Annotated in this window: 24 protein-coding genes, 1 tRNA gene and 1 pseudogene; 9 read left to right on the forward strand and 17 right to left on the reverse strand. The window is 62.3% G+C overall.

Going from position 1 to position 23,401, the window contains the following annotated elements:
* Window positions 1-97: 97 nt before the first annotated feature.
* The 5 genes from cydX to rpoH all read right to left on the reverse strand — a co-directional run bounded on the left by cydX (window position 98) and on the right by rpoH (window position 4,530).
* On the reverse strand, window positions 98-214 hold the full coding sequence (cydX, locus tag HF916_RS29725) for a cytochrome bd-I oxidase subunit CydX (RefSeq protein ID WP_168792477.1): 117 nt from the start codon (window positions 212-214) through the stop codon (window positions 98-100).
* A 28-nt stretch (window positions 215-242) separates the two neighbouring features.
* A complete protein-coding gene (cydB, locus tag HF916_RS29730; RefSeq protein ID WP_168792478.1) occupies window positions 243-1,379 on the reverse strand; it encodes a cytochrome d ubiquinol oxidase subunit II in 1,137 nt (378 codons plus the stop codon).
* A 35-nt stretch (window positions 1,380-1,414) separates the two neighbouring features.
* A complete protein-coding gene (locus HF916_RS29735) occupies window positions 1,415-3,007 on the reverse strand; it encodes a cytochrome ubiquinol oxidase subunit I (protein WP_168792479.1) in 1,593 nt (530 codons plus the stop codon).
* The gene (cydP, locus tag HF916_RS51060) at window positions 2,997-3,257 is read right to left on the reverse strand and encodes a cytochrome oxidase putative small subunit CydP (RefSeq protein WP_168792480.1); all 261 of its coding nucleotides are present in this window, start codon (window positions 3,255-3,257) and stop codon (window positions 2,997-2,999) included. Before cydP ends, HF916_RS29735 begins: the two co-directional genes overlap by 11 nt.
* Before the next feature lie 337 nt (window positions 3,258-3,594).
* On the reverse strand, window positions 3,595-4,530 hold the full coding sequence (rpoH, locus tag HF916_RS29745) for an RNA polymerase sigma factor RpoH (RefSeq protein WP_168792481.1): 936 nt from the start codon (window positions 4,528-4,530) through the stop codon (window positions 3,595-3,597).
* A 363-nt stretch (window positions 4,531-4,893) separates the two neighbouring features.
* On the opposite strand from rpoH, the gene HF916_RS29750 reads away from it, so the two are divergent.
* A complete protein-coding gene (locus HF916_RS29750) occupies window positions 4,894-5,457 on the forward strand; it encodes an acyloxyacyl hydrolase (RefSeq protein ID WP_168792482.1) in 564 nt (187 codons plus the stop codon).
* 42 nt (window positions 5,458-5,499) lie between these two features.
* On the forward strand, window positions 5,500-5,883 hold the full coding sequence (locus tag HF916_RS29755) for a nuclear transport factor 2 family protein (protein ID WP_168792483.1): 384 nt from the start codon (window positions 5,500-5,502) through the stop codon (window positions 5,881-5,883).
* A gap of 192 nt (window positions 5,884-6,075) precedes the next feature.
* On the opposite strand, the pseudogene HF916_RS29760 reads toward HF916_RS29755, so the two are convergent.
* Window positions 6,076-7,113: pseudogene (locus HF916_RS29760) on the reverse strand (2-isopropylmalate synthase); the annotation flags it as partial.
* A 499-nt stretch (window positions 7,114-7,612) separates the two neighbouring features.
* Complete coding sequence (gene ybiB / locus HF916_RS29765; RefSeq protein ID WP_168792485.1) at window positions 7,613-8,584, reverse strand: DNA-binding protein YbiB; 972 nt, start codon at window positions 8,582-8,584, stop codon at window positions 7,613-7,615.
* A 226-nt stretch (window positions 8,585-8,810) separates the two neighbouring features.
* Here ybiB and HF916_RS29770 point away from each other — a divergent pair, with 226 nt between their 5' ends.
* Together HF916_RS29770 and maiA are read left to right on the forward strand one after the other, a co-directional pair.
* A complete protein-coding gene (locus tag HF916_RS29770) occupies window positions 8,811-9,509 on the forward strand; it encodes a fumarylacetoacetate hydrolase family protein (protein ID WP_168792486.1) in 699 nt (232 codons plus the stop codon).
* Between the two features lie 25 nt (window positions 9,510-9,534).
* Entirely contained in the window at window positions 9,535-10,179 is a 645-nt protein-coding gene (maiA, locus tag HF916_RS29775) for a maleylacetoacetate isomerase (RefSeq protein ID WP_168792487.1), read from the forward strand.
* Window positions 10,180-10,271: 92 nt separating this feature from the next.
* Here the strand turns inward: maiA and ftsY are convergent, their stop codons facing one another.
* Window positions 10,272-11,447 (reverse strand): signal recognition particle-docking protein FtsY, encoded by a 1,176-nt coding sequence (gene ftsY / locus HF916_RS29780; protein WP_168792488.1) that lies wholly within the window; start codon window positions 11,445-11,447, stop codon window positions 10,272-10,274.
* Between the two features lie 241 nt (window positions 11,448-11,688).
* On the opposite strand from ftsY, the gene rsmD reads away from it, so the two are divergent.
* From rsmD to HF916_RS29795, 3 genes are all read left to right on the forward strand, one after another.
* Window positions 11,689-12,303: a 16S rRNA (guanine(966)-N(2))-methyltransferase RsmD gene (gene rsmD / locus HF916_RS29785; RefSeq protein ID WP_168792489.1), complete on the forward strand. Its 615-nt coding sequence runs from the start codon at window positions 11,689-11,691 to the stop codon at window positions 12,301-12,303.
* A 112-nt stretch (window positions 12,304-12,415) separates the two neighbouring features.
* Complete coding sequence (gene coaD / locus HF916_RS29790) at window positions 12,416-12,931, forward strand: pantetheine-phosphate adenylyltransferase (protein ID WP_012431643.1); 516 nt, start codon at window positions 12,416-12,418, stop codon at window positions 12,929-12,931.
* A gap of 63 nt (window positions 12,932-12,994) precedes the next feature.
* Complete coding sequence (locus tag HF916_RS29795; RefSeq protein ID WP_168792490.1) at window positions 12,995-13,252, forward strand: YfhL family 4Fe-4S dicluster ferredoxin; 258 nt, start codon at window positions 12,995-12,997, stop codon at window positions 13,250-13,252.
* 75 nt (window positions 13,253-13,327) lie between these two features.
* Here HF916_RS29795 and hisC read toward each other — a convergent pair whose 3' ends face one another.
* The 8 genes from hisC to HF916_RS29835 form a co-directional block, all read right to left on the reverse strand.
* Complete coding sequence (gene hisC / locus HF916_RS29800) at window positions 13,328-14,407, reverse strand: histidinol-phosphate transaminase (RefSeq protein ID WP_168792491.1); 1,080 nt, start codon at window positions 14,405-14,407, stop codon at window positions 13,328-13,330.
* Window positions 14,408-14,565: 158 nt separating this feature from the next.
* Window positions 14,566-15,168 (reverse strand): aminoacyl-tRNA hydrolase, encoded by a 603-nt coding sequence (gene pth, locus HF916_RS29805; protein ID WP_168792492.1) that lies wholly within the window; start codon window positions 15,166-15,168, stop codon window positions 14,566-14,568.
* Between the two features lie 150 nt (window positions 15,169-15,318).
* Window positions 15,319-15,942 carry a 50S ribosomal protein L25/general stress protein Ctc gene (locus tag HF916_RS29810; RefSeq protein WP_168792493.1) on the reverse strand — a complete coding sequence of 208 codons (624 nt, stop codon included), beginning with the start codon at window positions 15,940-15,942 and terminating at the stop codon, window positions 15,319-15,321.
* A gap of 163 nt (window positions 15,943-16,105) precedes the next feature.
* Window positions 16,106-17,062, reverse strand: a complete 957-nt coding sequence (locus HF916_RS29815) for a ribose-phosphate pyrophosphokinase (protein WP_012431648.1) — start codon at window positions 17,060-17,062, stop codon at window positions 16,106-16,108.
* 45 nt (window positions 17,063-17,107) lie between these two features.
* A tRNA-Gln gene (locus tag HF916_RS29820) sits at window positions 17,108-17,184 on the reverse strand.
* A gap of 49 nt (window positions 17,185-17,233) precedes the next feature.
* Window positions 17,234-18,115 (reverse strand): 4-(cytidine 5'-diphospho)-2-C-methyl-D-erythritol kinase, encoded by an 882-nt coding sequence (gene ispE, locus HF916_RS29825; RefSeq protein ID WP_168792494.1) that lies wholly within the window; start codon window positions 18,113-18,115, stop codon window positions 17,234-17,236.
* Window positions 18,116-18,191: 76 nt separating this feature from the next.
* Window positions 18,192-18,830: a lipoprotein insertase outer membrane protein LolB gene (lolB, locus tag HF916_RS29830; RefSeq protein WP_168792495.1), complete on the reverse strand. Its 639-nt coding sequence runs from the start codon at window positions 18,828-18,830 to the stop codon at window positions 18,192-18,194.
* Window positions 18,830-20,671 carry a tetratricopeptide repeat protein gene (locus HF916_RS29835; RefSeq protein ID WP_168792496.1) on the reverse strand — a complete coding sequence of 614 codons (1,842 nt, stop codon included), beginning with the start codon at window positions 20,669-20,671 and terminating at the stop codon, window positions 18,830-18,832. Before HF916_RS29835 ends, lolB begins: the two co-directional genes overlap by 1 nt.
* Window positions 20,672-20,758: 87 nt before the next feature.
* Here HF916_RS29835 and mutM point away from each other — a divergent pair, with 87 nt between their 5' ends.
* Entirely contained in the window at window positions 20,759-21,589 is an 831-nt protein-coding gene (gene mutM / locus HF916_RS29840; RefSeq protein ID WP_168792497.1) for a bifunctional DNA-formamidopyrimidine glycosylase/DNA-(apurinic or apyrimidinic site) lyase, read from the forward strand.
* Between the two features lie 7 nt (window positions 21,590-21,596).
* The gene (gene mutY / locus HF916_RS29845) at window positions 21,597-22,724 is read left to right on the forward strand and encodes an A/G-specific adenine glycosylase (RefSeq protein WP_206002015.1); all 1,128 of its coding nucleotides are present in this window, start codon (window positions 21,597-21,599) and stop codon (window positions 22,722-22,724) included.
* Between the two features lie 29 nt (window positions 22,725-22,753).
* Here the strand turns inward: mutY and HF916_RS29850 are convergent, their stop codons facing one another.
* Complete coding sequence (locus HF916_RS29850) at window positions 22,754-23,386, reverse strand: LON peptidase substrate-binding domain-containing protein (protein ID WP_168792499.1); 633 nt, start codon at window positions 23,384-23,386, stop codon at window positions 22,754-22,756.
* Window positions 23,387-23,401 lie beyond the last annotated feature (15 nt).

Genomic DNA, 23,401 nt, shown 5'->3' on the forward strand with positions numbered 1-23,401 from the left:
GGGCGCCGTATCCGGTCGAGCCGCACGCAAAAAAGCGGTACCTCAATTCAAGGTACCGCTCTTTTTGTTTACCGGCGCGCGGCCGGTAGAGGACGCATCAATGCGCCTTATGCTTGCCCACTTCCAACGGCCGGCGCGACTCCAACCACATCACGTTGATGATACCGAACGCCAACGCCACGCCGATCCCGAGAATCCAACTGAAATACCACATCGCAAACTCCTGTTAAGCCTATAGCCGGTCAATACATCGTATGGTGATTTTCTTCGAGCGCCGCGGCGGTCACCTTGCCGCGCATCACGCGATACACCCAGCTCGTGTAGATCAGAATGATCGGCAGGAAAATGATCACGGCGATCAGCATGATCTGCAGCGTCATGCGGCTCGAGGTCGAATCCCACACGGTGAGGCTGCTGCGGCCGTCGAGCGATGACGGCATGATGAACGGAAACATCGAGAAGCCCGCCGTCAGGATCACGCCGATGATCATCAGCGAGGTCGACAGAAAGGCGCTCTTTTCGAAGCGCGAGCGCGCGAGCAACGTGGCCAGCACGCCGCCTACGAGACCAGCCACCGGCGCGCCTACCATCCACGGATAGTTGGCGTAGTTGGTGAGCCACAATCCGGGCGCGCCGATCACGTTCTTCATCAACGGATTGGCGACCGAGTCGAGCGGCGGGGCGTCGATTACCTGATAGCCGCCGATCATCGTGGAGATCAGCGCGCCGGCAATCAGGAACAGCACGACGGCCGCGAATGAGGCGATGCGCAGCGCCAGGGAAGCGCGTTCGGCGACGATGTCGTCCGCTTTCATCTTGACGAAGGCGGCGCCGTGCGCGGCCAGCATCGAGACACTGACGAGGCCGCACAACACCGCGAACGGGTTGAGCAATTCGAAGAAGCCGCCGTGATAGGTGACGCGCAGGTCAGTATCGAACGAGAACGGCACGCCTTGCAGCAGGTTGCCGAACGCGACGCCGAACACCAGTGCCGGCACGAAGCCGCCGACGAACAACGCCCAGTCCCATGCAGTGCGCCAGCGCGGGTCTTCGCGTTTGCTGCGGTAGTCGAAGCCGACCGGGCGGAAGAACAACGAGAACAACACCAGCAGCATGGCGAAATAGAAACCGGAGAACGATGCCGCGTACACCAGCGGCCACGCGGCGAACATCGCGCCGCCCGCCGTGATGAGCCAGACCTGATTGCCTTCCCACGTCGCGCCCACCGTGTTCACGACGATGCGCCGCTCGGCGTCGGTCTTACCGATGAACGGCAGCAGAATCGCCGCGCCCATGTCGAAGCCGTCGGTGAGCGCGAAGCCGATCAGCAGCACGCCGATCAGCACCCACCAGATCAGTTTGAGGGTTGCGTAATCCATGATGATCTTTTCCCTTGAAACTCGGTGGCGGCGAATCAGGCGGCCGTGTTGGTCGGCAGCGGCTGATTCAGCGGCTGTTGTTCATGGTGATAGCGGCCTGTATGCAGCGACGAGGGACCGAGCCGCGCGTACTTGAACATCAGCATGATTTCGATGATGAACAGCACCGTGTAGAACACCACGAAGCCCGCGATACTCAGATACAGGTCGTTCGGCGTCAGGCTCGAGGCCGACAGGTTGGTCGGCAGAATGCCCGCGATGGTCCACGGCTGACGACCCACTTCAGCGACGATCCAGCCGAATTCCGCCGCGAGCCAGGGCAGCGGAATCGCCCACACGGCCCAGCGCAGGAACCAGCGGCGCTTCTCCAGCAACAGCGAGCGCTGCGCGCAGAACCAGAACGCCAGCACAAAGGTGGCGAGGAACAGGATGCCGAGGCCCACCATCAGCCGGAACGAGAAGAACACCGGGGCTACAGGCGGAATCGTTTTCTTTGCGGCTTGGGCGATCTGATCCGGCGTGGCGTCGGTGACGTTCGCGGTGAACTGCTTGAGCATCAGGCCGTAACCGAGATCCTGCTTGTGCGCGTCGAAGGCGGCTTTGGCTTCGTCGGTGATGTCGCCTTGCTTTAGCTTCTGCAGGGCGGCGTAGGCCAGCATGCCGTTCTTGATGCGCTCCTCGTTGCGCGCCATCAAATCCTTCAGACCGACCACGGGTTCATCGAGCGAACGTGTGGCGATCAGACCGAGCGCGTATGGAATCTTGATGGCGTAATCGGTGCGCTCTTCCTTTTGGTTCGGAATCCCGATGATCGTGAACGGTGCCGGCGCGGGCGCGGTTTCCCATTCGGATTCGATCGCGGCCAGTTTGACCTGCTGGACTTCGCCGGTGCGGTAGCCGGATTCGTCGCCGAGCACGATCACGCACAACGTGGACGCCAAACCGAAGCCGGCAGCAATCGCGAACGAGCGCAACGCGAATTCAGTGTCGCGGCGCTTCAGCAGATACCACGACGAGACGCCAAGCACGAACATCGACGCTGTCACATAACCGGCCGATACGGTGTGCACGAACTTGACTTGCGCGACCGGATTGAACAGCACGGAGAAGATGTTATCGAGCTCCATGCGCATGGTCTGGTAATTGAAGGTCGCGCCGACCGGATTGTTCATCCAGCCGTTGGCCACCAGAATCCACAGCGCTGACAGGTTCGAGCCGAGCGCGACGAGAAACGTGACGAACACATGCTGGACCTTCGAGAGGCGGTTCCAGCCGAAGAAGAACAACCCGACGAAGGTCGACTCGAGAAAGAACGCCATCAGGCCTTCGACCGCGAGCGGCACGCCGAAAATATCGCCGACATAGTGCGAGTAGTACGACCAGTTGGTGCCGAACTGGAATTCCAGCGTGAGACCGGTGGTGACACCCATCGCAAAGTTGATGCCGAACAGCTTGCCCCAGAACTGGGTCATGTCCTTGTAGATCTGCTTGCCGGTCATCACATAGACCGACTCCATGATGACGAGCAACCAGGACAGGCCAAGCGTGAGCGGGACGAACAGAAAGTGGTAAAGCGCGGTGATGGCGAACTGGAGGCGCGACAGTTCTACGACTTCGCTAACGGGCATGTTGATCACCTTGGGACGGATGCGAGGCAGGCACGGACAACAGCGCCTGCGCGACTTGCTCAGGCGGCAGCGACATGTGCTCCGCCTGCGGATGATTGAAGAACGCGTATTTGAGCGCTATCAGCAGTACGAATTTGATGGCGAGGACAACGGCGATATCCCGCGCCAGCGTCGGACCGCGCACCCACCCGTGGAACCGTTGGCGCAGGCTCCGGCGGCGGGTGGTGTTGCGATTGAGGACTAGGGTCATGATCGGTAGAAGGCAACTTCACACCGGTGAATCCGGCTGGCGCCAAGCCGCCTGGGCGGTTCGGCGAGTGCATCCCGATTCTAGGAGTAGAACCTCGCGTGCAACCGCTCGGCGCTGCGGCATTGGGTCGCGAGACTTGTCCCGTTCACGCAGTATTGCTATCTGGTTTGTGATACGTCAAGAAACGCGTATGGCTCGCTTACGTTCTTGCGTCAGTGTGCGCGTGCGTGAAAACGCCGCGGCGTGGGCGAAAAAAAGCCCCGCCGTCTTGCGAGGGCGGGGCTTGGCGGCTTGCTGCCGCGCGCCGGCGAACCGGCATGCTGACAATCTTCAAGCTTTACGCGTATTCGGTGAGCGCACCGCGCATCTTCTTCATTGCGCTCGCCTCGATCTGACGAATACGTTCGGCGGACACGCCGAATTCGTCGGCCAGTTCGTGCAGCGTGGAGCCGCCCGAACCGTCGTCTTCCACCTTCAACCAGCGTGCCTCGATGATGCGGCGGCTGCGGGCGTCGAGTGCGTCCAGCGCGCTCGCGATACCGTCGCTTTGCAGCTTGTCGCGCTGACGCGAAGCCAGCACGGCGGTCGGTTCGTTATGCGAGTCGGCCAGATAGGCGATCGGCGCGTACGACTCTTCGCCGTCTTCAACCTGGCCTTCGAGCGCGATATCGCCGCCCGAAAGGCGCGTTTCCATTTCGGAAACTTCTTCGCGCTTCACATTCAGCTCTTTGGCGAGACCTTCGATCTCGTCCGGCGTGAATGCGCCCAGCCCTTGCTTGTGGCTGCGCAGGTTGAAGAACAGCTTACGCTGCGCCTTGGTCGTGGCGACTTTCACCATCCGCCAGTTGCGCAGAATGTATTCGTGGATCTCAGCCTTGATCCAATGCATGGCGTACGACACGAGGCGCACGTTCTGCTCCGGATCGAAGCGCTTCACGGCCTTCATCAGGCCGATATTGCCTTCCTGGATCAGGTCGGCATGCGGCAGACCATACCCCAGATAATTACGCGCGATCGACACGACCAGCCGCAAGTGCGACAGGACGAGACGGCGCGCGGACCCGAGGTTGTCCTGCTCGCGAAATTCGGTGGCGAACTGGCGTTCTTCCGCCGGCGTCAACATCGGAATCCGATTCACGGCCTGGATGTAGGCGTCGATATTGCCCAGCTGGCCGGGCAGCAGCGAGGAATGCGAGAGCGCCAGTGCACCTGCCGAAGCGGCCTTAGCCGACGACGGGCTCAAAGTACTCGGAAGGGTCATTGCATGGCTCACGTAGGAAACTCCTTTGGAATCAGACAAAAGCGTATTCAGGTAACGACTCCAGCGTTGGATGTTAGCACTCTGATTTGCCGAGTGCTAACACTTAGAGGCTGTAGGGGCATCCAAGTTCCGTAAATTCCTATTGAAATTCACGATTCAATAGCCATTAGACACCTCCCTCGGTATTTTTGTGCGGCACGTAGAATTTACCTTGTAAATCACTCTAATCATTATAAGTAACCGATTTTTTCAATTTTTAGAGTGATTGATTGCGTAAATTCGGCTTTTTTCATGCGATCCGCCGAATTTAGATTGACCTTGGAATGCGCAAAACAGTTGTGAATTGTTCAACGTTCGACGGAACTCGGGTGTTAGATGAACAACAAAGAGAATGCTTTGCGTGGTCTGGCTCTAAAAATCACGGCTGGCGCCGTACTGGTGGGGACTTCGGGATGGGCTTCGGCGGACCAGTTCGGCGTGCAGGTGGCTGGTGCCCTCGGCGATCGCCACGTCAAGAAACTGGATCTCGCATTCGTCTGGGATCCGGATCAGACCTGGTGGCAGATCGGTGACTGGCATTTCTCGCTGATCGGAGAAGCGCACGTGGCCTGGTGGCGCACCAACGAAGGCGACGTGCACGACAACATCGGCGAAGTCGGCGTGACGCCGATCATCCGGTTCATCAAGGGATTGGGCTTGATCCGCCCGTATGCCGAACTGGGCGCGGGCATCCGGCTGCTGTCGAGTCCCCGGATTTCCTCGACCTTTACGCTGGGCACTGCGTTCCAGTTCGCCGACATGGCCGGCGTGGGCATGCAGTTCGGCAGCCACCAGCAGTACCAGGCGGGCTACCGCTTCCAGCATGTTTCCAATGGCGGTATCAATGAGCCGAATCCTGGTATAAATTTCCACCAGCTATATCTGCAATATAACTTCTGACAACCGTGGCCACGTTGGCTCACCGGTGCGAGGGGCTGAGCGATGGCGGCAAAGATAATCGAAGCGGTTCGCGAACTCGAGCGAGAGCGCTTTCGTGCGATGGTCGACGGCGACGGGCCATCACTCGATGCCCTGCTCGCGGACAACGTGAGCTACGTTCACACGAACGGCAAGCGGGAAACCAAACGGCAGTTCATCGACGGGATCACCGCGGGCCGCCGCCGCTATCGGCAGATCGAGATCCAGTCGCAAGAGGTGCTGCCGGTCGGGCGCGAGACCTGCGTGGTGACCGGCCGGGCGCTGATCGAAATGGAAGCGAACAATGGAGCGCTGCTGTTTCCGATCGCCTACACGGCGATCCATACCCAGGAAGACGGGCGATGGCGCCTGATCGCCTGGCAGGCAACGCGTTGCGCAATCGAGTGAGCCTTTTGAGCTCGCGGTGTCCGGGCCGGCCGCGCCTTGTGAGCGGGCCGCTTCGGCTGACGCGAGCGCGCGGATAGCGCGCTTGTGCGCCGGTTTTTTTGCGTCACGTCGGTCTGATTCTCAGGCAGCGACGCTCTCCTGATCCACACCGCTCCACTCGCGGCGATCCGCCGCGCCAAATTCGGCCCCTATGGGCTCTTGCGCTGCGACGCCTTGTCGCCCCGCATTCTTTGCCCGCATCACCGCATCGCCTGCATACGGATGGCGCGGATGCACCGGCAACTGATTGCAGCGCTCCACGACACGCCGGACTGTCTGGATATCCGAGAAATCGAGCCCCGTATCGACGCCTTGCGCATCCAGATTCATCGCCAACACGACGAGATCGACGTTGCCGGTGCGCTCGCCGTTGCCGAACAGGCAGCCTTCGACGCGGTCCGCGCCCGCCAGCAGCGCCAGTTCAGCGGCGGCCACTGCGGTGCCGCGATCGTTATGCGGATGCACCGACAGCACGATGCTGTCGCGATAGCCGAGATTGCGGTGCATCCATTCGATCTGATCGGCGAACACGTTCGGCGTCGCCGCCTCCACGCTCGCGGGCAGATTGACGATCATTTTGTGATCGCGCGTGGGCCGCCACGTCTGCGCGACCGCGTCGCACACCTCGCGTGCAAACGGCAATTCGGTCGTATTGAACGTTTCCGGCGAGTACTGGAAGGTCCAGTGCGTGCCGGGCCGCGCCTGCGCATGCTGCTTGATGATTTGCGTGCCTTGCACGGCCAGCGCCTTGATCTCGGCCTTCGACTGGTTGAAAACGATCCGCCGAAACGACGGGCAGATCGCGTTGTACAAGTGCACAATGGCGCGCGGCGCGCCTTCCAGCGCCTCAAACGTGCGTGCAATCAGTTCCGCTCGCGACGGCATGAACACCTCGATGGTCACGTCGTCGGGAATGCGGTTTTCCTCGATCAGCTTGCGGACGAAATCGAAATCCGTTTGCGACGCCGACGGATAGCCGACCTCGATCTCCTTGAAACCGATCGCGACCAGCATCTCGAAGAACTCGAGCTTTTGCGCGGCGTTCATCGGCTCGATCAGCGCCTGGTTGCCGTCGCGCAGATCGGTGCTCATCCAGACCGGCGCCTGGTCGATCGTGCGGCTTGGCCATTTGCGGCCGGTCAGGCGCACGGTGGGGAAGGGGCGGTATTTTTCAGCGGGGTTTTGCAACATGGTGAGCCTCGTTCGTTGTGTCGTCTGCGAAAGGGTGTGGCCGGAAGCGGTTGGCGGACTGCCACGGATGCACGGTCCGCCAGCCGGTGGCTAGCGGTAACAACGAACGGGCGCGGACGAACGGCGTCATCGTGACGGCGAAAACGGATGTGGATAAAGCCCATGCGACGTGCATTTGATCCTCGCGCTTCGTCCGCGCGGTAAACGGACGAATGCCAACGACTACAGGTTGTGAAGAACTACGCTTTGGGGGTGCAACGGGAACAGCGGAACTGCTGAGGGACCGCGCTTTGAGCAACCTGAGCTGCCAACGCGCGGCGCTACGCCTGACTTACGCTAGGCGTAGCGATAGGGGCCGCGCTAGGCGGCCGGAGGTAATTCGGAGGGTGTTCGGAAGGGAACGCATGGGTCTAATGTATGACGCCGCGTTGCGGCGTGTCAACCCGCGCGGGTCGCGGCGGGCGACGGCAAGCGCGCCGTAGCGCTTACGCCGCGGCCATTACACGGGCATTCTTGCGACGTCCACGATCAGTTCGACCTGCCGCTCGATCGCGCTCGGCACGGGTGCTTCGCCGCGCAATACGGCGCTGATCCAGGCGGCCGTCGTCGGCGCGTCTTTGGCCTCGGGCAAGTCCACTTCCGGCGCATCGGGCGACGATCGCTCGTGCGGCACGCGCGTCTCGCAGACGCCGTCGTGCAGCCAGTCGACCTGCACCTGACGCCGCGTATCGGCCACCGCTTCGCCTTCAGTGCCGCGCGCAAGCAGCGCGCCGCCGGCGGCCGCGTCCGGATGCGTGTTGAACAGTTGCGTGAGGCTGTCGCGATACGGCGGGTGCGTGTAGTTCACGAGGCGCAAACCCGCGGGCGCGAACGGCTGCAGGATTTTCACCAACGTGTGCGTCGAATTACGCACGCCCATGCGCCGGCGCAGCGCAAGCAGGCGTGCGAGCTTCGGCGCGAGGACGCCGATTGGAGCAAACGCAAGACGGTGCTCAGCGAGACCGTCCTCGATATCGGCATGCGATCGCGCGTGCGGAATCTGCAGATGCGTGAAGATTTCCGCGCTCGTCACCCGGCCCGGATCTTCGGTGACGCCGTGCACCAGCACCGGCACGCCTTCGCGCGCCAGCAGCAGGGCCAGCAGCGGCACCAGATTCGGCTGCTTGCGCGCGCCGTTGTAGCTGGGTATCGACACAGGCCGGAACGTGCCGTGCGGCAGATGAACCGGCTCGAACGACGCATGCGCGCCGGCCAGCATCGCGGCGAGTTCGTCGGCGGTTTCGCCCTTCACGCGGTACGCGAGCAGCACCGCGCCGAGTTCGAGCTCGGCCACGCGGCCGTCGAGCATGGCGGTGTAGAGCGCGCGCGTATCGTCGGCGGTCAGCGCGCGGGCGCCGTTCGGGCCGCGGCCGATTTCCTTGATGAAGCGGGCGCAGGGGAAGGGATTGGCGGTGTCGGCGGGGTCGGTCATCGGGCGCAGTGGGACGTGTCGGCGTGCCGCTTCAAAGCGGTTTGCCACGGTATTCAAGGGACGCTGTTGAGTGTGAGTATCGCATCTATGGCGATCCCGCGAGACACCGCGCCCGCGGCGCCGGCCTTGCCGGTCCATGCCGAACTGGTGCGCGCGGCGCTTTGTCGCGCGTTACACTCGATGCTTTATCGCCGCTTACGGCACACATCAAGGAACGGAGAACGGGATGAGTTACGTATTTGCACCCGCACCGGTGGTCGCGGTGCCGGTTGTGGGGTCCAGCGAGCAGTTCGCGGTGCGTCGCATCTACTGTGTTGGCCGTAACTACGAGGCGCACGCGCGCGAGATGGGACACGATCCTGATCGCGAACCGCCGTTCTTCTTCGCCAAGCCGGCCGATGCCGTGCTGTACGTCGCGCCCGGCGCCACCGGCGAGTTTCCGTATCCGTCGCTGTCGAAAAACGTCCACTTCGAGATGGAAATGGTGGCGGCGATCGGCAAGGGCGGCAAGAACATTCCGGTCGAGAGCGCACTGGATCACGTGTACGGTTACGCGCTCGGTCTCGACATGACGCGCCGCGATCTGCAGGCCGAAGCCAAGAAGCTGGGCCGTCCCTGGGATACCGCGAAGGGCTTCGATCACTCGGCGCCGCTCGGCCCGATTCACCCGGCGGCGACCGTCGGCCATGTCGCCAAGGGGGCGATCTGGTTGTCGGTGAACGGCGAGGAAAAGCAAAGCTCGGACGTGTCGCAACTGATCTGGTCGGTGGCCGAGACGATCGCGTATCTGTCGACGCTGTTCGAACTGCAACCCGGCGATCTGATCTTCACCGGCACTCCGGAAGGCGTCGGCGCAGTGGTGCGGGGCGATCTGATGAAGGGTGGCGTGGACGGGCTCGGCGAGCTCAGCGTGCGCGTCGTCTGACGGCTGGTTGGGGGAGACAGACAACATGAAGCTCTACAGCTATTTCCGTAGCTCGGCGTCTTATCGCGTGCGCATCGCGCTGAACGTGAAGAATCTGCCGTACGACTATGTGCCGGTGCATCTTGTGCGCGACGGCGGCGAGCAGTTGAAGCCCGAATACCGCAAGGTGAATGCGGACGGGATCGTGCCGACCTTCGTCGACGGCAATGACGTGATGCCACAGTCGCTTGCGATCATCGAGTATCTGGAAGAGATGCATCCCGAGCCGGCGCTTTTGCCCAAGGCGCCGGTCGATCGAGCGTATGTGCGGGCGCTGGCGTTGCAGGTGGCGTGCGAGATTCATCCGTTGAACAATCTGCGCGTGCTGAAGTATCTGAAGCACACGTTGGGCGTCGACGATTATGCTAAGGACGCCTGGTACCGGCACTGGGTGGAAGCCGGTTTCGCGACGTTCGAAACGCATCTGGCGGCCGATGCGCGCACCGGCAAGCTGTGTTTCGGCGATACGCCGACCCTTGCCGACACCTGTCTGATTCCGCAGGTGTTCAACGCGCAGCGCTTCAAGGTCGACACGGCGAAGTTTCCTACGATCCAGCGCATCTACGATCACGCGATGCAACTCGACGCGTTTGAGCGCGCGGCGCCGGGCACCCAGCCGGACGCTGAGTAATTTGTGATGATCCGGCATTCGGGATGAAAAAAGGGCACTCCTCGGAGTGCCCTTTTTGCTGCCTAAGGCTTAAGCCGCGAACCCCGTGGCGCTCAGCCGCCCAGCAACGCGTCGGAAAACTCTTCCGCGCTGAACGGCTGCAAGTCCTCGACCTTCTCGCCGACGCCGATGAAGTACACCGGAATCGGACGCTGCCGCGCGATCGCGGCGAGAATGCCGCCCTTCGCCGTGCCGTCGAGTTTGGTGACGATCAGGCCGGTGAGGCCGAGCGCGTCGTCGAAAGACTTCACTTGCGCGAGCGCGTTCTGGCCGGTGTTGGCGTCGATCACCAGTAGCACCTCGTGCGGCGCGCCGTCTTGCGCCTTGCCGATCACGCGCTTCACCTTGCGCAGTTCTTCCATGAGATGCAGTTGGGTCGGCAGGCGGCCGGCCGTGTCCGCCATCATCACGTCGATCTTGCGCGCACGCGCTGCGCCGACCGCGTCGAAGATCACCGCCGCCGGGTCGCCGCTTTCCTGCGAGACCACGGTTACGTTGTTGCGCTGGCCCCAGATGGCCAGTTGCTCGCGCGCGGCGGCGCGGAACGTGTCGCCCGCGGCCAGCAGCACCGACTGATCGAAACTCTGCAGATGCTTGGCGAGCTTGCCGATGCTGGTGGTTTTGCCCGCGCCGTTGACGCCGGCGATCATCATCACGAGCGGCTGCGCGCGGCCGAGCATGAGCGATTTTTCCAGCGGCTTGAGCAGGTCGACCAGCAGGGTGCGCAGTGCCGTTTTGACCTGCTGCGGATCGGCGAGGCGCTCGGTGCGCACTTTTTCGCGCAGCGCTTCGAGCAGGAATTCGGTGGCGTCGACGCCCGCGTCCGACATCAGCAGCGCGGTTTCGAGCTCTTCGTACAAGTCCTCGTCGATCTTCGTGCCGACGAAAATCCCGGTCAGGTTCGAACTCGTCTTCGACAAGCCGGTCTTCAGACGCGTCAGCCACGAACGCTTCGCGCCCGCGTCTTGCAGCGGCGGCGGGACGACTTCGACGGTTTCTTCGAGCGCGAATGCTGCCGGCTCGGGTTCGGGCTCGATTGCCGACGGAGCGGCCACGGGCGGCGTCTCGACGCGAACCGAAGCAGCGGCCGGGCGTGGCGCGGTCGGTGCGACGGGCGCAGGCGCCTCCACGGCGGCGTCTGGCGTCGAGCCTTCTGGCGCTGTTTGCGACTCTTCTGGCGCGTTATCGGACTCTTTCGAACCCTTGAATCGTTTGAAAAAGCTGAACATGATCTGGCGTGGTGAGAGCGCGCGCCGATGCGCGCAGCCGGCACAAGACCGGTAGGAGCGGCAGGCAGCGTTGCGATGCGGGATGCAAGGCGCTGGAAGCCGCACATTTTATCAGGCGCGCCGCCGGCCGTCGTATCGGCCGAACGGCCAGGCTGGACGCGGGGCGTCGCTGTGGTAACGTTGGCGCTCCGGCCCGCAATTGTCGACGTTGCGGGCGCTTTCTTCACGTAATCGAAACCGCATGCCCCGTTCCGCACCTTCACGCGCCCATGGCGCTTCGTCCAAAAGCGGCAAGCCGCACGCCATCCGTATCATCGGCGGCGACTGGAAGCGCACGCCTTTGCCCGTGCTCGACCTCGACGGCCTGCGCCCCACGCCCGATCGCGTGCGCGAGACGCTGTTCAACTGGCTCGGCCAGGACCTGGACGGCCAGCGCTGCCTCGATCTGTTCGCCGGCAGCGGCGCGCTGGGCTTCGAGGCGGCGTCGCGCGGCGCGGCACGGGTCTTGATGGTGGAGCGCAATGCGCGCGCCGCTAGCCAGTTGCGCGCGAACCAGGAACGCCTGTCCGCGCGCACGATCGAAATCGCTGAAGCCGACGGTTTGCGTCTTGCCGCGAGTCTCGCGCCCGGTTCGTTCGACGTCGTGTTTCTCGACCCGCCGTTCGGCGACGATCTGCTCGCCAAAGCGCTGGCGCTGGCGGTGCCGCTGGTGAGCGCGGACGGATTTCTGTATGTGGAAGCGGGCGAGGCGCTCGAACTCGATGGGAACGAGACGCTCGCCGGGTGGGAAATTGTGCGGCAAGGTAAAGCGGGCGCTGTCCACTTTCATTTGCTGCAGCGCGAAAATAAGGAATAATGCGCGTTCCAAAACAAGCGCCGGGCGGTTTGCCGTCACGGGCGCGGTCGGTGCCAAATGCGTCGCGTGGACGCTTTGACGTGCCCCTTTGTCTGAAGAGAGGAGAAGTCTCATGGTAGTCGCCGTGTACCCGGGCACGTTCGACCCGCTGACGCGCGGTCACGAAGACCTCGTTCGGCGCGCGTCGAGCATTTTCGACACGCTGGTAGTCGGCGTTGCCGACAGCCGCAACAAGAAGCCATTTTTCACACTCGAAGAACGCCTCGACATTGCTCACGAAGTGCTCGGGCACTACCCGAACGTGCAGGTAATGAGCTTCAAGGGGCTATTGAAGGATTTCGTGCGCACCAATAACGCGCGCGTCATCGTGCGCGGCCTGCGGGCCGTGTCGGACTTCGAATATGAGTTCCAGATGGCCGGCATGAATCGCTATTTGCTGCCCGACGTCGAAACCATGTTCATGACGCCGTCCGATCAGTACCAGTTCATCTCGGGCACGATCGTGCGGGAAATCGCGCAACTCGGCGGTGACGTCAGCAAGTTCGTGTTCCCGTCGGTCGAAAAATGGCTGACGGAAAAGGTCGCTGCGATGGATCCGGCTAGCGGCGCGTCGGCGGGGCAACCGTAACCGGCGTAAACTGTCGGTTCGACGGATCAAAGCCGGCTGCGGCCGGCGTGAAGTGAGAGAAGTATGGCCTTGATGATTACCGACGAGTGCATCAATTGCGACGTGTGCGAGCCCGAGTGCCCGAACGACGCAATTTCGATGGGCCCGGAAATCTATGTAATAGACCCGAAGAAATGTACCGAGTGTGTCGGGCATTTCGACGAGCCGCAGTGTATTCAGGTGTGCCCGGTCGAGTGTATTCCGCGCGACCCGGAGCACCTGGAGACGCCCGATGGCTTGATGGCGAAGTATCACGCGCTGCAGGTCGCGAAGGGCGCGTGAGGTACGAAGTCTAAAAAGAACGGCGAGGCTTTTTGGCCTCGCCGTTTTCTTTTGGCAGTGACGCTTTGCGCAGTCCTATCCCACGTACGCGCTGAAGATCTCGCGCAACGCGTCCAGCAGAATGTCGCATTCGGCGTCGGTGCCGACCGAGATTCGCAGATGCTGGTCGATGCGCGGCGCCTTGAAATGGCGCACGAAAATCTCCTTTTCCCTCAGTCGCAGCACGAGCGTTGCGGCGTCGTAGCCCTCGTGGCGAGCGAACAGCAGATTTGCCGCCGACGGCACCACTTCGAAGCCCAACGCCGTCAACCCCGCGGCCAGTCGCTCGCGGCTTGCCATGACTTTGGCGCAGGTGTCGCGAAACCACGCGTCGTCTTCGTATGCCGCTGCGGCTGCGACTTGCGCGAGACGGTCCAGCGGATACGAGTTGAAGCTGTCCTTCACGCGGTTCAGCGCGCCGATCAACTCCGGGTTGCCGAACGCAAAGCCGATGCGCATTCCGGCCAGCGAGCGCGACTTCGACACGGTCTGTACGACCAGCAGATTCGGATAGCGGTCGATCAGACAGATGGCCGATTCGGCGCCGAAATCCACGTAGGCCTCGTCAATCACCACCACGGAATCGGGATTGCTCGCCACGAGGCGCTCGATATCGGCGAGCGGCAGCGGACGGCCGGTCGGCGCATTCGGGTTCGGGAACAGGATGCCGCCATTCGGCGACTTGTAGTCGTCGACGTTGATCGCAAAGCTGTCGTTGAGCGGAATGGTCCGGTAGTCGACTTCGAAAAGTCGCGCATACGTTGGATAGAAGCTGTACGTGATATCCGGGAACAGTAACGGCTTGTCGTGCTTGAGCAGTGCCTGGAACACGAGCGCCAGCACTTCGTCCGAGCCGTTGCCCGCAAACACCTGTTCCGCGCGGATGCCGTGGTATGCGGCAACCGTTTCGCGGAGCTTTTGCGCCGTCGGATCGGGATAGCGTCGCAGCGATTCGGCCGCGTTGCCCAGTTCCTGCCGGATCGCCTCGAGCACCCGCGGCGACGGCGGATACGGATTCTCGTTGGTATTCAGCTTGACCGGATGCGCGACCACGGGCTGTTCGCCCGGCACATACGGTGTCAGACGATGAACGATGTCACTCCAATAGCGGCTCAAACGATTCTCCTATGTCGACCGGAGTTAGCGCTTCAGCGCTTACTCCGGTCCCATGCAAGGCGGTCGATCGGAGTTAGCGCTTCAGCGCCTACTCCGGTCCCATGCAAGATAGTTGCGGTCGAAAGGCGGTACGGCAAACCAGGTTCCAGCCGGGCAATCTACTGATTCCGATGCAGTTGCATCATCGCGCGTTCCAACTCGCCCTTGATGATTTGCGGCATGACGGCGAGCCCGCGCTCGATCGATGCATCGATCACGTCCTGCTCTTCCCGGCGCGGCGGTTTCAGCACGTAGTTGGCGACGTCGGGCTTGGCACCGGCGCGCGCGCTCTCGGGAATCAGGTCCCGCGGGTGGCCGATGCCGATCCGCAGCCGCCAATACTGCTGCGACGACAGATGCGCGGTGATGTCCTTCAGCCCATTATGGCCGCCGCTGCCGCCGCCGAGCTTCAGCTTGACGCTGCCGGGCGGCATGTCGAGCTCGTCGTGCGCGACCAGGATTTCGTCGGGGAGAATCTTGAAGAACTGCGCGACCGCCACGACCGATTGGCCCGAACGGTTCATATACGTCTGCGGTTCCAGCAGATGCACTTCCTCGCCGTGAAGCCGCGCTTTGGCATAGAAGCCGTGGAAACGCCGCTCGTCGCGCAGCGTCGTGCCTGCTTCGCGCGCCAGTTGATCGACCAGCCAGAAGCCGGCGTTGTGGCGCGTCGCGGTGTATTCGGCGCCCGGATTGCCGAGGCCGACGATCAGCTTGATCATGATTGCGTAGGTCCATCTGGCCCGGAAGCTGAACGCAGCCGAGCCGAAAAAAACCGAAAAAAAACCCGCCGGGGCGAACCTCGGCGGGTCACATCGACCGTTTCATTGAAACGGATCGAGAGGATTTCTTGCTCTTTGCCTGAGGCGCCCTTAAGCAGCCGGCGTTTCGCCTTCGCTTGCAGCAGCAGCAGCGTCGCCTTCAGCGATTGCGCCAGCCGGGATCGTTGCAGCAGCGACCACCGGGTTTTCTGCTTCAACGTGAGCAACCAGCGACACACCTGCCGGCAGCTTGATGTCCTTAGCGTGGACCGAGTGACCTGCTTCGATCGTCGCCAGATCAACTTCGAGGAATTCCGGCAGTGCCGACGGCAGGCACTCGATTTCGATTTCGTTGATGACGTGCGAGATCACCGCGCTCGACAGCTTCACTGCCGGGTTCGATTCCTGGTTCATGAAGTGCAGCGGCACCTTGGTGTGCAGCTTCTTCTTCGCGTCGACACGTTGGAAGTCCACGTGCAGCACGATCTGACGGAACGGGTGGTATTGCACGTCGCGCAGCAGAACCTGTTGCGACTTGCCTGCCACTTCCAGGTCGAGAATCGACGAGTGGAAAACTTCTTTCTTCAGCGCGTGCCACAGCGCGTTGTGGTCCAGTTCGACCAATTGCGTTTCAGCACCAGCGCCATATACGATGCCCGGGGTCTTGCCCGAGTTACGCAGGCGGCGGCTCGCACCCGTACCTTGCAAAGAACGCTCGAAAGCGACTACTTTCATTTTGAATCTCCAATGCACTGCCCGCGACCAAGCAGTAAAAACGGGGCCTCCAAGCCAGATGGCTGAGGCCCCAGAGCTGCGGCACGAACCTTCGTTCGTTCATGCCGATTGTGCAAAAGCGCAGCGTACCGCATGGTGCGGCGCGCTGCGCCTTCGCAAATACTTAACTTTCAGCGAACAGCGACATGACCGAATCGCCGCGGCGAATCCGCGAGAACGTTTCGGCAAGCAGGCCGGCGCTGGTCAACGAACGGATCTTCGCGCACGAGCGGGCTTCGTCACCGAGCGGGATCGTGTCCGTCACAACGAGTGCGTCGAGTGCGGAAGCGGCGATACGCTCGCCTGCGCCGCCCGACAGAACCGGGTGCGTAGCGTAGGCGAACACCTGCTTCGCGCCGCGCTCTTTCAGAACCTGAGCGGCCTTGCAGAGCGTGCCGGCGGTGTCGACCATGTCGTCCATGATCACGCAGGTACGGCCTTCGACTTCACCGATGATGTTCATCACTTCGGCAACGTTCGCCTTCGGGCGGCGTTTGTCGATGATCGCGAGATCGCAATTCAACTGCTTGGCCAATGCCCGGGCACGCACCACGCCGCCGACGTCCGGCGAAACGACCAGCAGGTTCTCGTAGTTCTGCTTGCGCAGATCGCCGAGCAGCACGGGCGTAGCGTAGATATTGTCGACCGGAATGTCGAAGAAGCCTTGAATCTGGTCGGCGTGCAGATCCATCGTGATGATCCGCTCGACGCCGGCGATTTCCAGCATGTTCGCCACGATCTTCGCCGAGATGGCGACGCGCGCGGAACGCGGGCGACGATCTTGACGGGCATAACCGAAGTAGGGGATGGCTGCGGTGATCCGGCCGGCGGATGCGCGCTTGAGCGCATCGACCATGATCATCAGTTCCATCAGATTGTCGTTCGCCGGTGCGCACGTGGACTGCAGGACGAAGACATCCTTGCCACGCACGTTTTCCTGAATCTCGACCTGGATTTCACCGTCCGAGAAACGGCTAACCATTGCTTTGCCGAGGGGAATACCGAGGATTTTGACGACTTCCTGTGCAAGCGCGGGATTTGCGTTGCCAGTAAAAACCATCAGGCCGTCATGGCTGCTCATCGTGCACCTACTTCAGGCTGGGGGCGAGGGAAATGCGAGAATTTTTGGCAGGGGAGGAAGGAGTCGAACCTTCGAATGCCGGAATCAAAATCCGGTGCCTTAACCAACTTGGCGACTCCCCTACACTAACTTTGAGCTTCACCGAACGAGGAGCGTTCGACGACGCAAAACTTATGACGCGAAAGTAAAGAGTGGATGCTGATCGAGACTTGCGGTCACTGCGCTATTCCATTCGGCTGGCAGTTTGGCTTGCACCGCTTCTGCTTCAGCTTTACTACGAAACGCGGCAAAAACACTTGCACCTGATCCCGACATCCGCGCTGGCGCGACGTTTTCAAACCATCGCAACACTTGCGCTACTTCCGCGTATTTTCCTACGACAACCTGCTGCATGTCATTGCGGCCGAAACTTTCTGGCCATTCAGTGTTGCAACTAAGTTCTGCAGGAAAGTCCGTAATTGTGAGGGGTTTTGAATCTCTTGTCAACGCTTTTTCAGAAAAAACCGCTGCAGTCGGAACATGAACCCTCGGCGTCACTACTAGGAAATGGCGCGGCGGCAATTGTACAACGTCTAAAGCTTCTCCGACACCCTGGGCGAACGCATTTTTTCCGAAAACAAAAAACGGCACATCCGCGCCAAGTTTCAATGCAAGCGCCTGCAGTTCGAGGCGCGGCAGATTGAGCTTCCACAGACGGTTCAGCGCGAGCAGCGTGGTCGCTGCATCAGAGCTGCCGCCGCCGAGGCCGGCGCCCATCGGCAGACGCTTGTCGATTTCGATATCGACGCCTTCAGGCGAGCCCGTATGCGTTTTGAGCAGCGTCGCGGCGCGCACGGTCAGGTCGTGTTCCGGCGGCACGTCGGCGATCTCTGTGCTGCGCGTGATGAGTCCGTCGTCGCGTCGCGTGAAGTGCAGCGTGTCGCCCCAGTCGAGCAACTGGAAGACCGTTTGCAGCGTGTGATAGCCGTCCGGCCGACGGCCGGTAATGTGCAGGAAGAGGTTGAGTTTCGCTGGCGCGAGGCAATCGCGCAGCGAATCGGTCGTTTCAATCATGAGTCGAGGCTACATGCGCCAAATGGCGCCGAAGAAGCGGCAAGGTCGCGCGAAAAAGTGCGTGAAGCGGCGCGGGCTACTGATCCAGCACGAGCTTGATGTCGAGCGGCGGATCCGAGCGGGTCAGGTTGAGGCGCTTCACGCCGGTGGCCGGCGCGTCGGCATAAGCCAGATAGTCGATCGTCCAGCCGTCCTGCGTGATCTGCTTCAGCCGCGATGGTTGCTCGGGATCCTTCTCCGTTTTGGCGCGCGAAGTGGGTGCCGGCGACGGTTGCAGCCAATAGCGCAGCCCTTCGACCGGCAGCGTGAAGCCGAGCGCGTTTTGCATCAGCGTGGAGACGTTATCCGCGGTGAGCGGCTGGCGATTCGGCAGTTCCAGCGTGGCCGAACCCGGCGAGGACGTCACCACCGCAAGCGTCTGGCCGAGCGGATTGCGCAACTGCAGGGTCACGGTGTCGCCGGTTTCCTGCCACGTGAAGTTGCCGTAAGCGTTGCGCTGCTGGCCGTTCTGATCGTTGTACTGGACCGCGAAACGGCCCTGGTAAGCACGGCTCGTCTGCGTGGTGACGGAGGTCGCGGCATTCGACGTGGACGGCCCTTGCGGTTTGACCGACGCGCAACCGGCCAGTGCGACGACCGCTGCCGCTGCTGCAGCGAAAGCGAGCGCCGCGCCACGCGGCGCCCGGGGAAAGGAAATCAAACGGGAAAGACGCATCAAAGATCGTTCACCTGAAGACGTTGGAGCGTTTTGACAAGCGTGTCGTTGTCCGGTTCGAGTTTGCGCGCATCGCGGAAAGCGGCGCGTGCCTGATCCTGATTGCCGGTTTTCCACAACACTTCGCCGAGGTGCGCGCCGATTTCGGCGTTCGGCTGCATGTCGTACGCCTTGCGCAGCAGCTTGATTGCGTCCGACGTGTCGCCCAGCCGGTATTTGACCCAGCCGACGCTGTCCATGATGAACGCGTCGTTCGGCGCCAATGAGGATGCCTTCTCGACCAGCTTGTCCGCTTCGGCGAGGCGCTGATTGCGATCGGCCAGCGAGTAGCCGAGCGCGTTATACGCTTGCGGGTTGTCGGGCTGCGTCTGGATCAGCTTGCGCAACTGCGCTTCCATGACCTCGTAATGGCCGGTTTTTTCGGCGGCCATCGCGTAGTCGTAGGTCAGATCGGGGTCGTCGGGGAACTGCGCCGTGGCTTGTTGCAGGCGCGTTTCCGCGTCGGGGTAGCGCTTGGCGTCGAACAGGATCGCCGCGTCGGTGCGGAGGATCAGCGCCTGGTCGCGCGGGTCCGGCGCCGGCAGGTTGGCCAGCAGGTTGCGCGCGTCGTCGGTCTTGCCCTGCTTGGCGAGCAATTGCGCGCGCGTGATCTGCGCCGGCACATATTGCTGGCTCGACGGCGAGATCTTGTTCAGCCAGTCGCTCGCGGCCGCTTCGTTTTTCTGTTCGAGCGACAGCTGCGCAAGGTAGATATACGCCTGGCCCGGATCGGCGCCCGGCGTTTTTTCGGCTTGCTGGGCGTACTGGGTCAGGTAGGTTTGCGCCTCGTTGAAATTCTTCTGCTGGATCTTGATCAGCGCGAGCGCCATGAGCGGCGTCAGCTCGTTCGCGTTGTTCTTGTGCATGATCTCGAATTGCTTCTGCGCGTCGTCCAGACGGTCGCTCGCGAGATACATCTGCGCGAGCGCGAGACGCGCGTCATGCGATTTCGGATTCTGCTGCACGTACTTTTCGAGCGAAGCGATGCCTTCCTTGCGCTCTTCCGGGCCCATTTGCGACAGCGTCAGCGCTGCCGGCAGATAGTCGGGCTTGAGCGTGAGTGCCTGTTCGAGCGATTTGCGCGCGCCCGGCGCGTCGTCCGACACTAGCTGCTGGCGTGCAATGGCCAGTTGCGCTTCGGGCCGGGTCATGTCGTTCTTGAGCAGATCCTGCAGCACGTGCAGGCCGCCGATCCGGTTCGGGCCGCGCGAGAGCAGCAACTGCAGCGCCAGAATCGCGCTGCCGCGATTGTCGGCGGGTACCCGTGCGAGTTCGCGGGCGAGGATCGGCGCCGCGTCGTCAGGTTTGCCGGACAACACGAGCAGCGATGCGTCGAGTTGAGCGGCGCGTTCCGAGTTCGGCGCATACTGCTGCCACAATTGCGCGGCGGCCAAAGCGTCCGACGGGCTCTGCGCGGCCAGCGCGATTTCGGTGGCGCGTTGCGCCATGCGGGGATCGTGCGTGTCGCGCGCGAGCGCGAGGTAGGTTTGATAGGCGGGCGCCGGCTGGTCGCGCTGCAGCGCGACTTCGGCGGCGAGCACCTGGAATACGATCTGGCTCGTCAGCGCCACGCCGGGCAGGGACTTTTGATCTTCCGCCGAGGCCGGGCCGAGCGGGTCCGGCAAGGTGACCGAGGTGTCGTCCGAGTCCGGCGATGGGTCCTGCGCGTGGACGGGCACGGCAGCCAGCGCCCAGACTGCAAGCGCTGCCGCACCGAGCATCCGGCGAGCGGACACGGCGTGCGGTACGCGGAGTGCGCTAGCCGGGCGCTTCAAAAACAGCTTCACGAAGGACAAGTTCATGGAAATCCGTTCAATGTTTCGGACGATTGTAACGCGCTCGCTACAATACGCGCACAACCACTCACGCAAGTTGCAGACCAGTTAGACATGCCAGAGTTGCCAGAAGTTGAGGTTACCCGACGGGGAATCGAACCGTACGTGTCCGGACGCAAGGTTGAACGCGTCGATGTGCGTACGCCCGCATTGCGCTGGCCGATCCCGGCCGACCTTGCGAAAACCTTGCGCGGCCACGTGGTGCGCAAGGTCGAGCGGCGCGGCAAGTATCTGTTGTTCGAGATCGACGCGGGCTGGTTCATCGTGCATCTTGGCATGACTGGGACGCTGCGGGTGCTGCGCCACGTGCCGCATCCGCCGGCCGCGGCGAAACACGATCACATCGACTGGATCTTCGACGAGTTCATTTTGCGCTATCGCGATCCGCGGCGCTTCGGAGCGGTGCTGTGGCACCCGCGCGAAGCCGGCGACGTGCTCGAACATCCCTTGCTCGCGAGCCTCGGCGTCGAACCGTTTTCGCCCGCGTTCTCCGGCGCGCTGATGCACCGGCTCACGCGCGGGCGCAAAGTCTCGGTGAAGCAGGCGCTGCTGGCCGGTGAAATCGTGGTCGGAGTGGGCAATATCTACGCATCGGAGAGCCTGTTTCGCGCCGGCATCCGACCGACCACCGCGGCGGGGCGCGTCTCGCTAGTGCGCTACGATCTGCTGGCGGACGCCGTGCGCGTGACGCTCGCCGCCGCCATCGAGAAGGGCGGCAGCACGCTGCGCGACTTCGTCGGCAGCAATGGCGAAAGCGGATACTTCCAGCTCGACTATTTCGTCTATGATCGCGCCGGGCTGCCATGCCGCGTGTGTGGAACGCCGATCAAACAGATCGTGCAAGGGCAGCGTTCAACGTATTTCTGTCCCACCTGCCAGCGCTAAATCGTCGATGCCTTCTCGCTTAACTCCGCGTTCAACCTCGTCCGCCGCGCCACAAGCGCCTGCTTTTCCAGTCATGTCGGATTTTTCCGCGCGACTGATCGCGTGGCAGCGTCTGCATGGCCGGCATGATTTACCGTGGCAGAACACGCGCGATCCGTATCGCATCTGGTTGTCGGAAATCATGCTGCAGCAGACGCAGGTGTCGACGGTGATTCCGTACTATGCGAAATTTCTCGCGCGTTTTCCGACCGTTGCCACGCTCGCCGCCGCGCCGTCTGACGACGTGATGGCATTGTGGGCTGGCCTTGGCTATTACACACGTGCACGCAATCTGCATCGCTGCGCGCAAGTCGTGATCGAGCAGCATGGCGGCGCGTTTCCGGCATCGGTCGAGGAACTGGCGGAATTGCCGGGCATTGGCCGTTCGACGGCGGCGGCGATCGCGTCCTTCGCGTTCGGCGCGCGCGCGACGATTCTCGACGGCAACGTGAAGCGCGTGCTGGCGCGCGTGTTCGGCGTCGAAGGTTTCCCCGGCGAAAAGAAAGTCGAAAACGCGATGTGGACGCTGGCGGAATCGCTGCTTCCGTCGAACGCGTCGGATGCCGACGTCAGCGCGTACACGCAAGGCTTGATGGATCTCGGCGCGACGCTGTGCGTGCGCGGCAAGCCCGACTGCCTGCGCTGTCCGTTCGCCGCCGACTGCGTCGCCAACGTGACCGGACGTCAGCGCGTACTGCCCACGGCGCGTCCGAAAAAGACCGTGCCGACGCGCCGCACATGGATGCTGGTGCTCCGCGACGGCAACGCGGTGATGCTGGAGAAGCGCCCGCCGTCCGGTATCTGGGGCGGCTTGTGGAGCCTGCCCGAAGCCGCCGACGAAGCCGCGCTCGCCGAGCGTGCGCGCGCCTTCGGTGGCGACGGTGCGGTCTCGCCGCTGGCGCCGCTCACGCATGTGTTCACGCATTTCAAACTGGATATCGAGCCGCGGCTCGCGGAACTGGATCGTGGAATCGGTGCTTTGGCCGCGCTGGGCGACGCCGACACCGCGTGGGTCGCGCTCAGCGATCTCGACTCGTTCGGTGTGCCGGCGCCCGTGCGCAAACTGCTGGACGGGTTGCAGGGCACGCTGATCTGATCAATCCGCCAAGAGGGCGGCGGCCGCCTTCAAAGCAATTGATGCTGCTGCATGTAGTGATGAACCACATCGATCCGCGCGCCGGCGTCCTGCAATTCCATCAGTTTCTGGCGAGCACGCAGCGCGATCGGCAGCACTTCGGCAAGACGGTTGGACACCCATGACGGATCTTCGAGTCTGAACGGTTCCGCGAACGGCAGGCTGTCCGGATCGCGCTCGCGGATCGTCGCGATGATCCGTTCGAGCACTTCCGCGCATGCGCCGAATTTGGCCAATTGCTCGTTGCCTTCGAGCGGCATGTCCTCGCCGAGCGGCTCCGCCATGCCGACCAGCAAACCGCTCGATTCGACGCGATGCGACAGCAGGCGAAAACGCCGCGTGCCGCGTGCGCGAATCAGCAGCATGCCGAAGGCTTCGACATCGCACTCGTCGATTTCAGCGAGACAACCGATTGCTTCGGGCACCGAAGGCTCTTCTTCGCGCGCCACTTCCGCGCCGCTTTTCAGCAGACACACGCCGAACGGCGTTTTCTCACGCAGACAATCGCGCGCCATGTCGAGGTAGCGCGCTTCGAAAATCTTCAGCGGCAGCAGTCCATCGGGAAACAGCACCGTATGCAGCGGAAACAGCGGCACATCGGCAAGCACAGTAGATGAAGACATGGCGCAACGCTTCGA

It is taken from the genome of Paraburkholderia aromaticivorans (genome assembly GCF_012689525.1).
In the GTDB taxonomy this organism is placed as follows: domain Bacteria; phylum Pseudomonadota; class Gammaproteobacteria; order Burkholderiales; family Burkholderiaceae; genus Paraburkholderia; species Paraburkholderia aromaticivorans_A.

Bases quoted from the DNA above. Each gene is read 5' to 3' on its own strand.
- pth (WP_168792492.1), bottom strand. From the start codon at position 15,168: ATGATCAAGCTGATCGTCGGCCTCGGCAATCCGGGCGCCGAATACACC.
- mutY (WP_206002015.1), top strand. From the start codon at position 21,597: ATGCCTTCTCGCTTAACTCCGCGTTCAACCTCGTCCGCCGCGCCACAA.
- HF916_RS29850 (WP_168792499.1), bottom strand. From the start codon at position 23,386: ATGTCTTCATCTACTGTGCTTGCCGATGTGCCGCTGTTTCCGCTGCAT.
- ispE (WP_168792494.1), bottom strand. From the start codon at position 18,115: ATGATTGAAACGACCGATTCGCTGCGCGATTGCCTCGCGCCAGCGAAA.
- ftsY (WP_168792488.1), bottom strand. From the start codon at position 11,447: ATGTTCAGCTTTTTCAAACGATTCAAGGGTTCGAAAGAGTCCGATAAC.
- ybiB (WP_168792485.1), bottom strand. From the start codon at position 8,584: ATGACCGACCCCGCCGACACCGCCAATCCCTTCCCCTGCGCCCGCTTC.
- maiA (WP_168792487.1), top strand. From the start codon at position 9,535: ATGAAGCTCTACAGCTATTTCCGTAGCTCGGCGTCTTATCGCGTGCGC.
- cydP (WP_168792480.1), bottom strand. From the start codon at position 3,257: ATGACCCTAGTCCTCAATCGCAACACCACCCGCCGCCGGAGCCTGCGC.
- coaD (WP_012431643.1), top strand. From the start codon at position 12,416: ATGGTAGTCGCCGTGTACCCGGGCACGTTCGACCCGCTGACGCGCGGT.
- HF916_RS29770 (WP_168792486.1), top strand. From the start codon at position 8,811: ATGAGTTACGTATTTGCACCCGCACCGGTGGTCGCGGTGCCGGTTGTG.
- HF916_RS29755 (WP_168792483.1), top strand. From the start codon at position 5,500: ATGGCGGCAAAGATAATCGAAGCGGTTCGCGAACTCGAGCGAGAGCGC.
- HF916_RS29815 (WP_012431648.1), bottom strand. From the start codon at position 17,062: ATGAGCAGCCATGACGGCCTGATGGTTTTTACTGGCAACGCAAATCCC.
- HF916_RS29795 (WP_168792490.1), top strand. From the start codon at position 12,995: ATGGCCTTGATGATTACCGACGAGTGCATCAATTGCGACGTGTGCGAG.
- HF916_RS29835 (WP_168792496.1), bottom strand. From the start codon at position 20,671: ATGAACTTGTCCTTCGTGAAGCTGTTTTTGAAGCGCCCGGCTAGCGCA.
- mutM (WP_168792497.1), top strand. From the start codon at position 20,759: ATGCCAGAGTTGCCAGAAGTTGAGGTTACCCGACGGGGAATCGAACCG.
- HF916_RS29810 (WP_168792493.1), bottom strand. From the start codon at position 15,942: ATGAAAGTAGTCGCTTTCGAGCGTTCTTTGCAAGGTACGGGTGCGAGC.
- cydX (WP_168792477.1), bottom strand. From the start codon at position 214: ATGTGGTATTTCAGTTGGATTCTCGGGATCGGCGTGGCGTTGGCGTTC.
- rsmD (WP_168792489.1), top strand. From the start codon at position 11,689: ATGCCCCGTTCCGCACCTTCACGCGCCCATGGCGCTTCGTCCAAAAGC.
- cydB (WP_168792478.1), bottom strand. From the start codon at position 1,379: ATGGATTACGCAACCCTCAAACTGATCTGGTGGGTGCTGATCGGCGTG.
- lolB (WP_168792495.1), bottom strand. From the start codon at position 18,830: ATGCGTCTTTCCCGTTTGATTTCCTTTCCCCGGGCGCCGCGTGGCGCG.
- HF916_RS29750 (WP_168792482.1), top strand. From the start codon at position 4,894: ATGAACAACAAAGAGAATGCTTTGCGTGGTCTGGCTCTAAAAATCACG.
- HF916_RS29735 (WP_168792479.1), bottom strand. From the start codon at position 3,007: ATGCCCGTTAGCGAAGTCGTAGAACTGTCGCGCCTCCAGTTCGCCATC.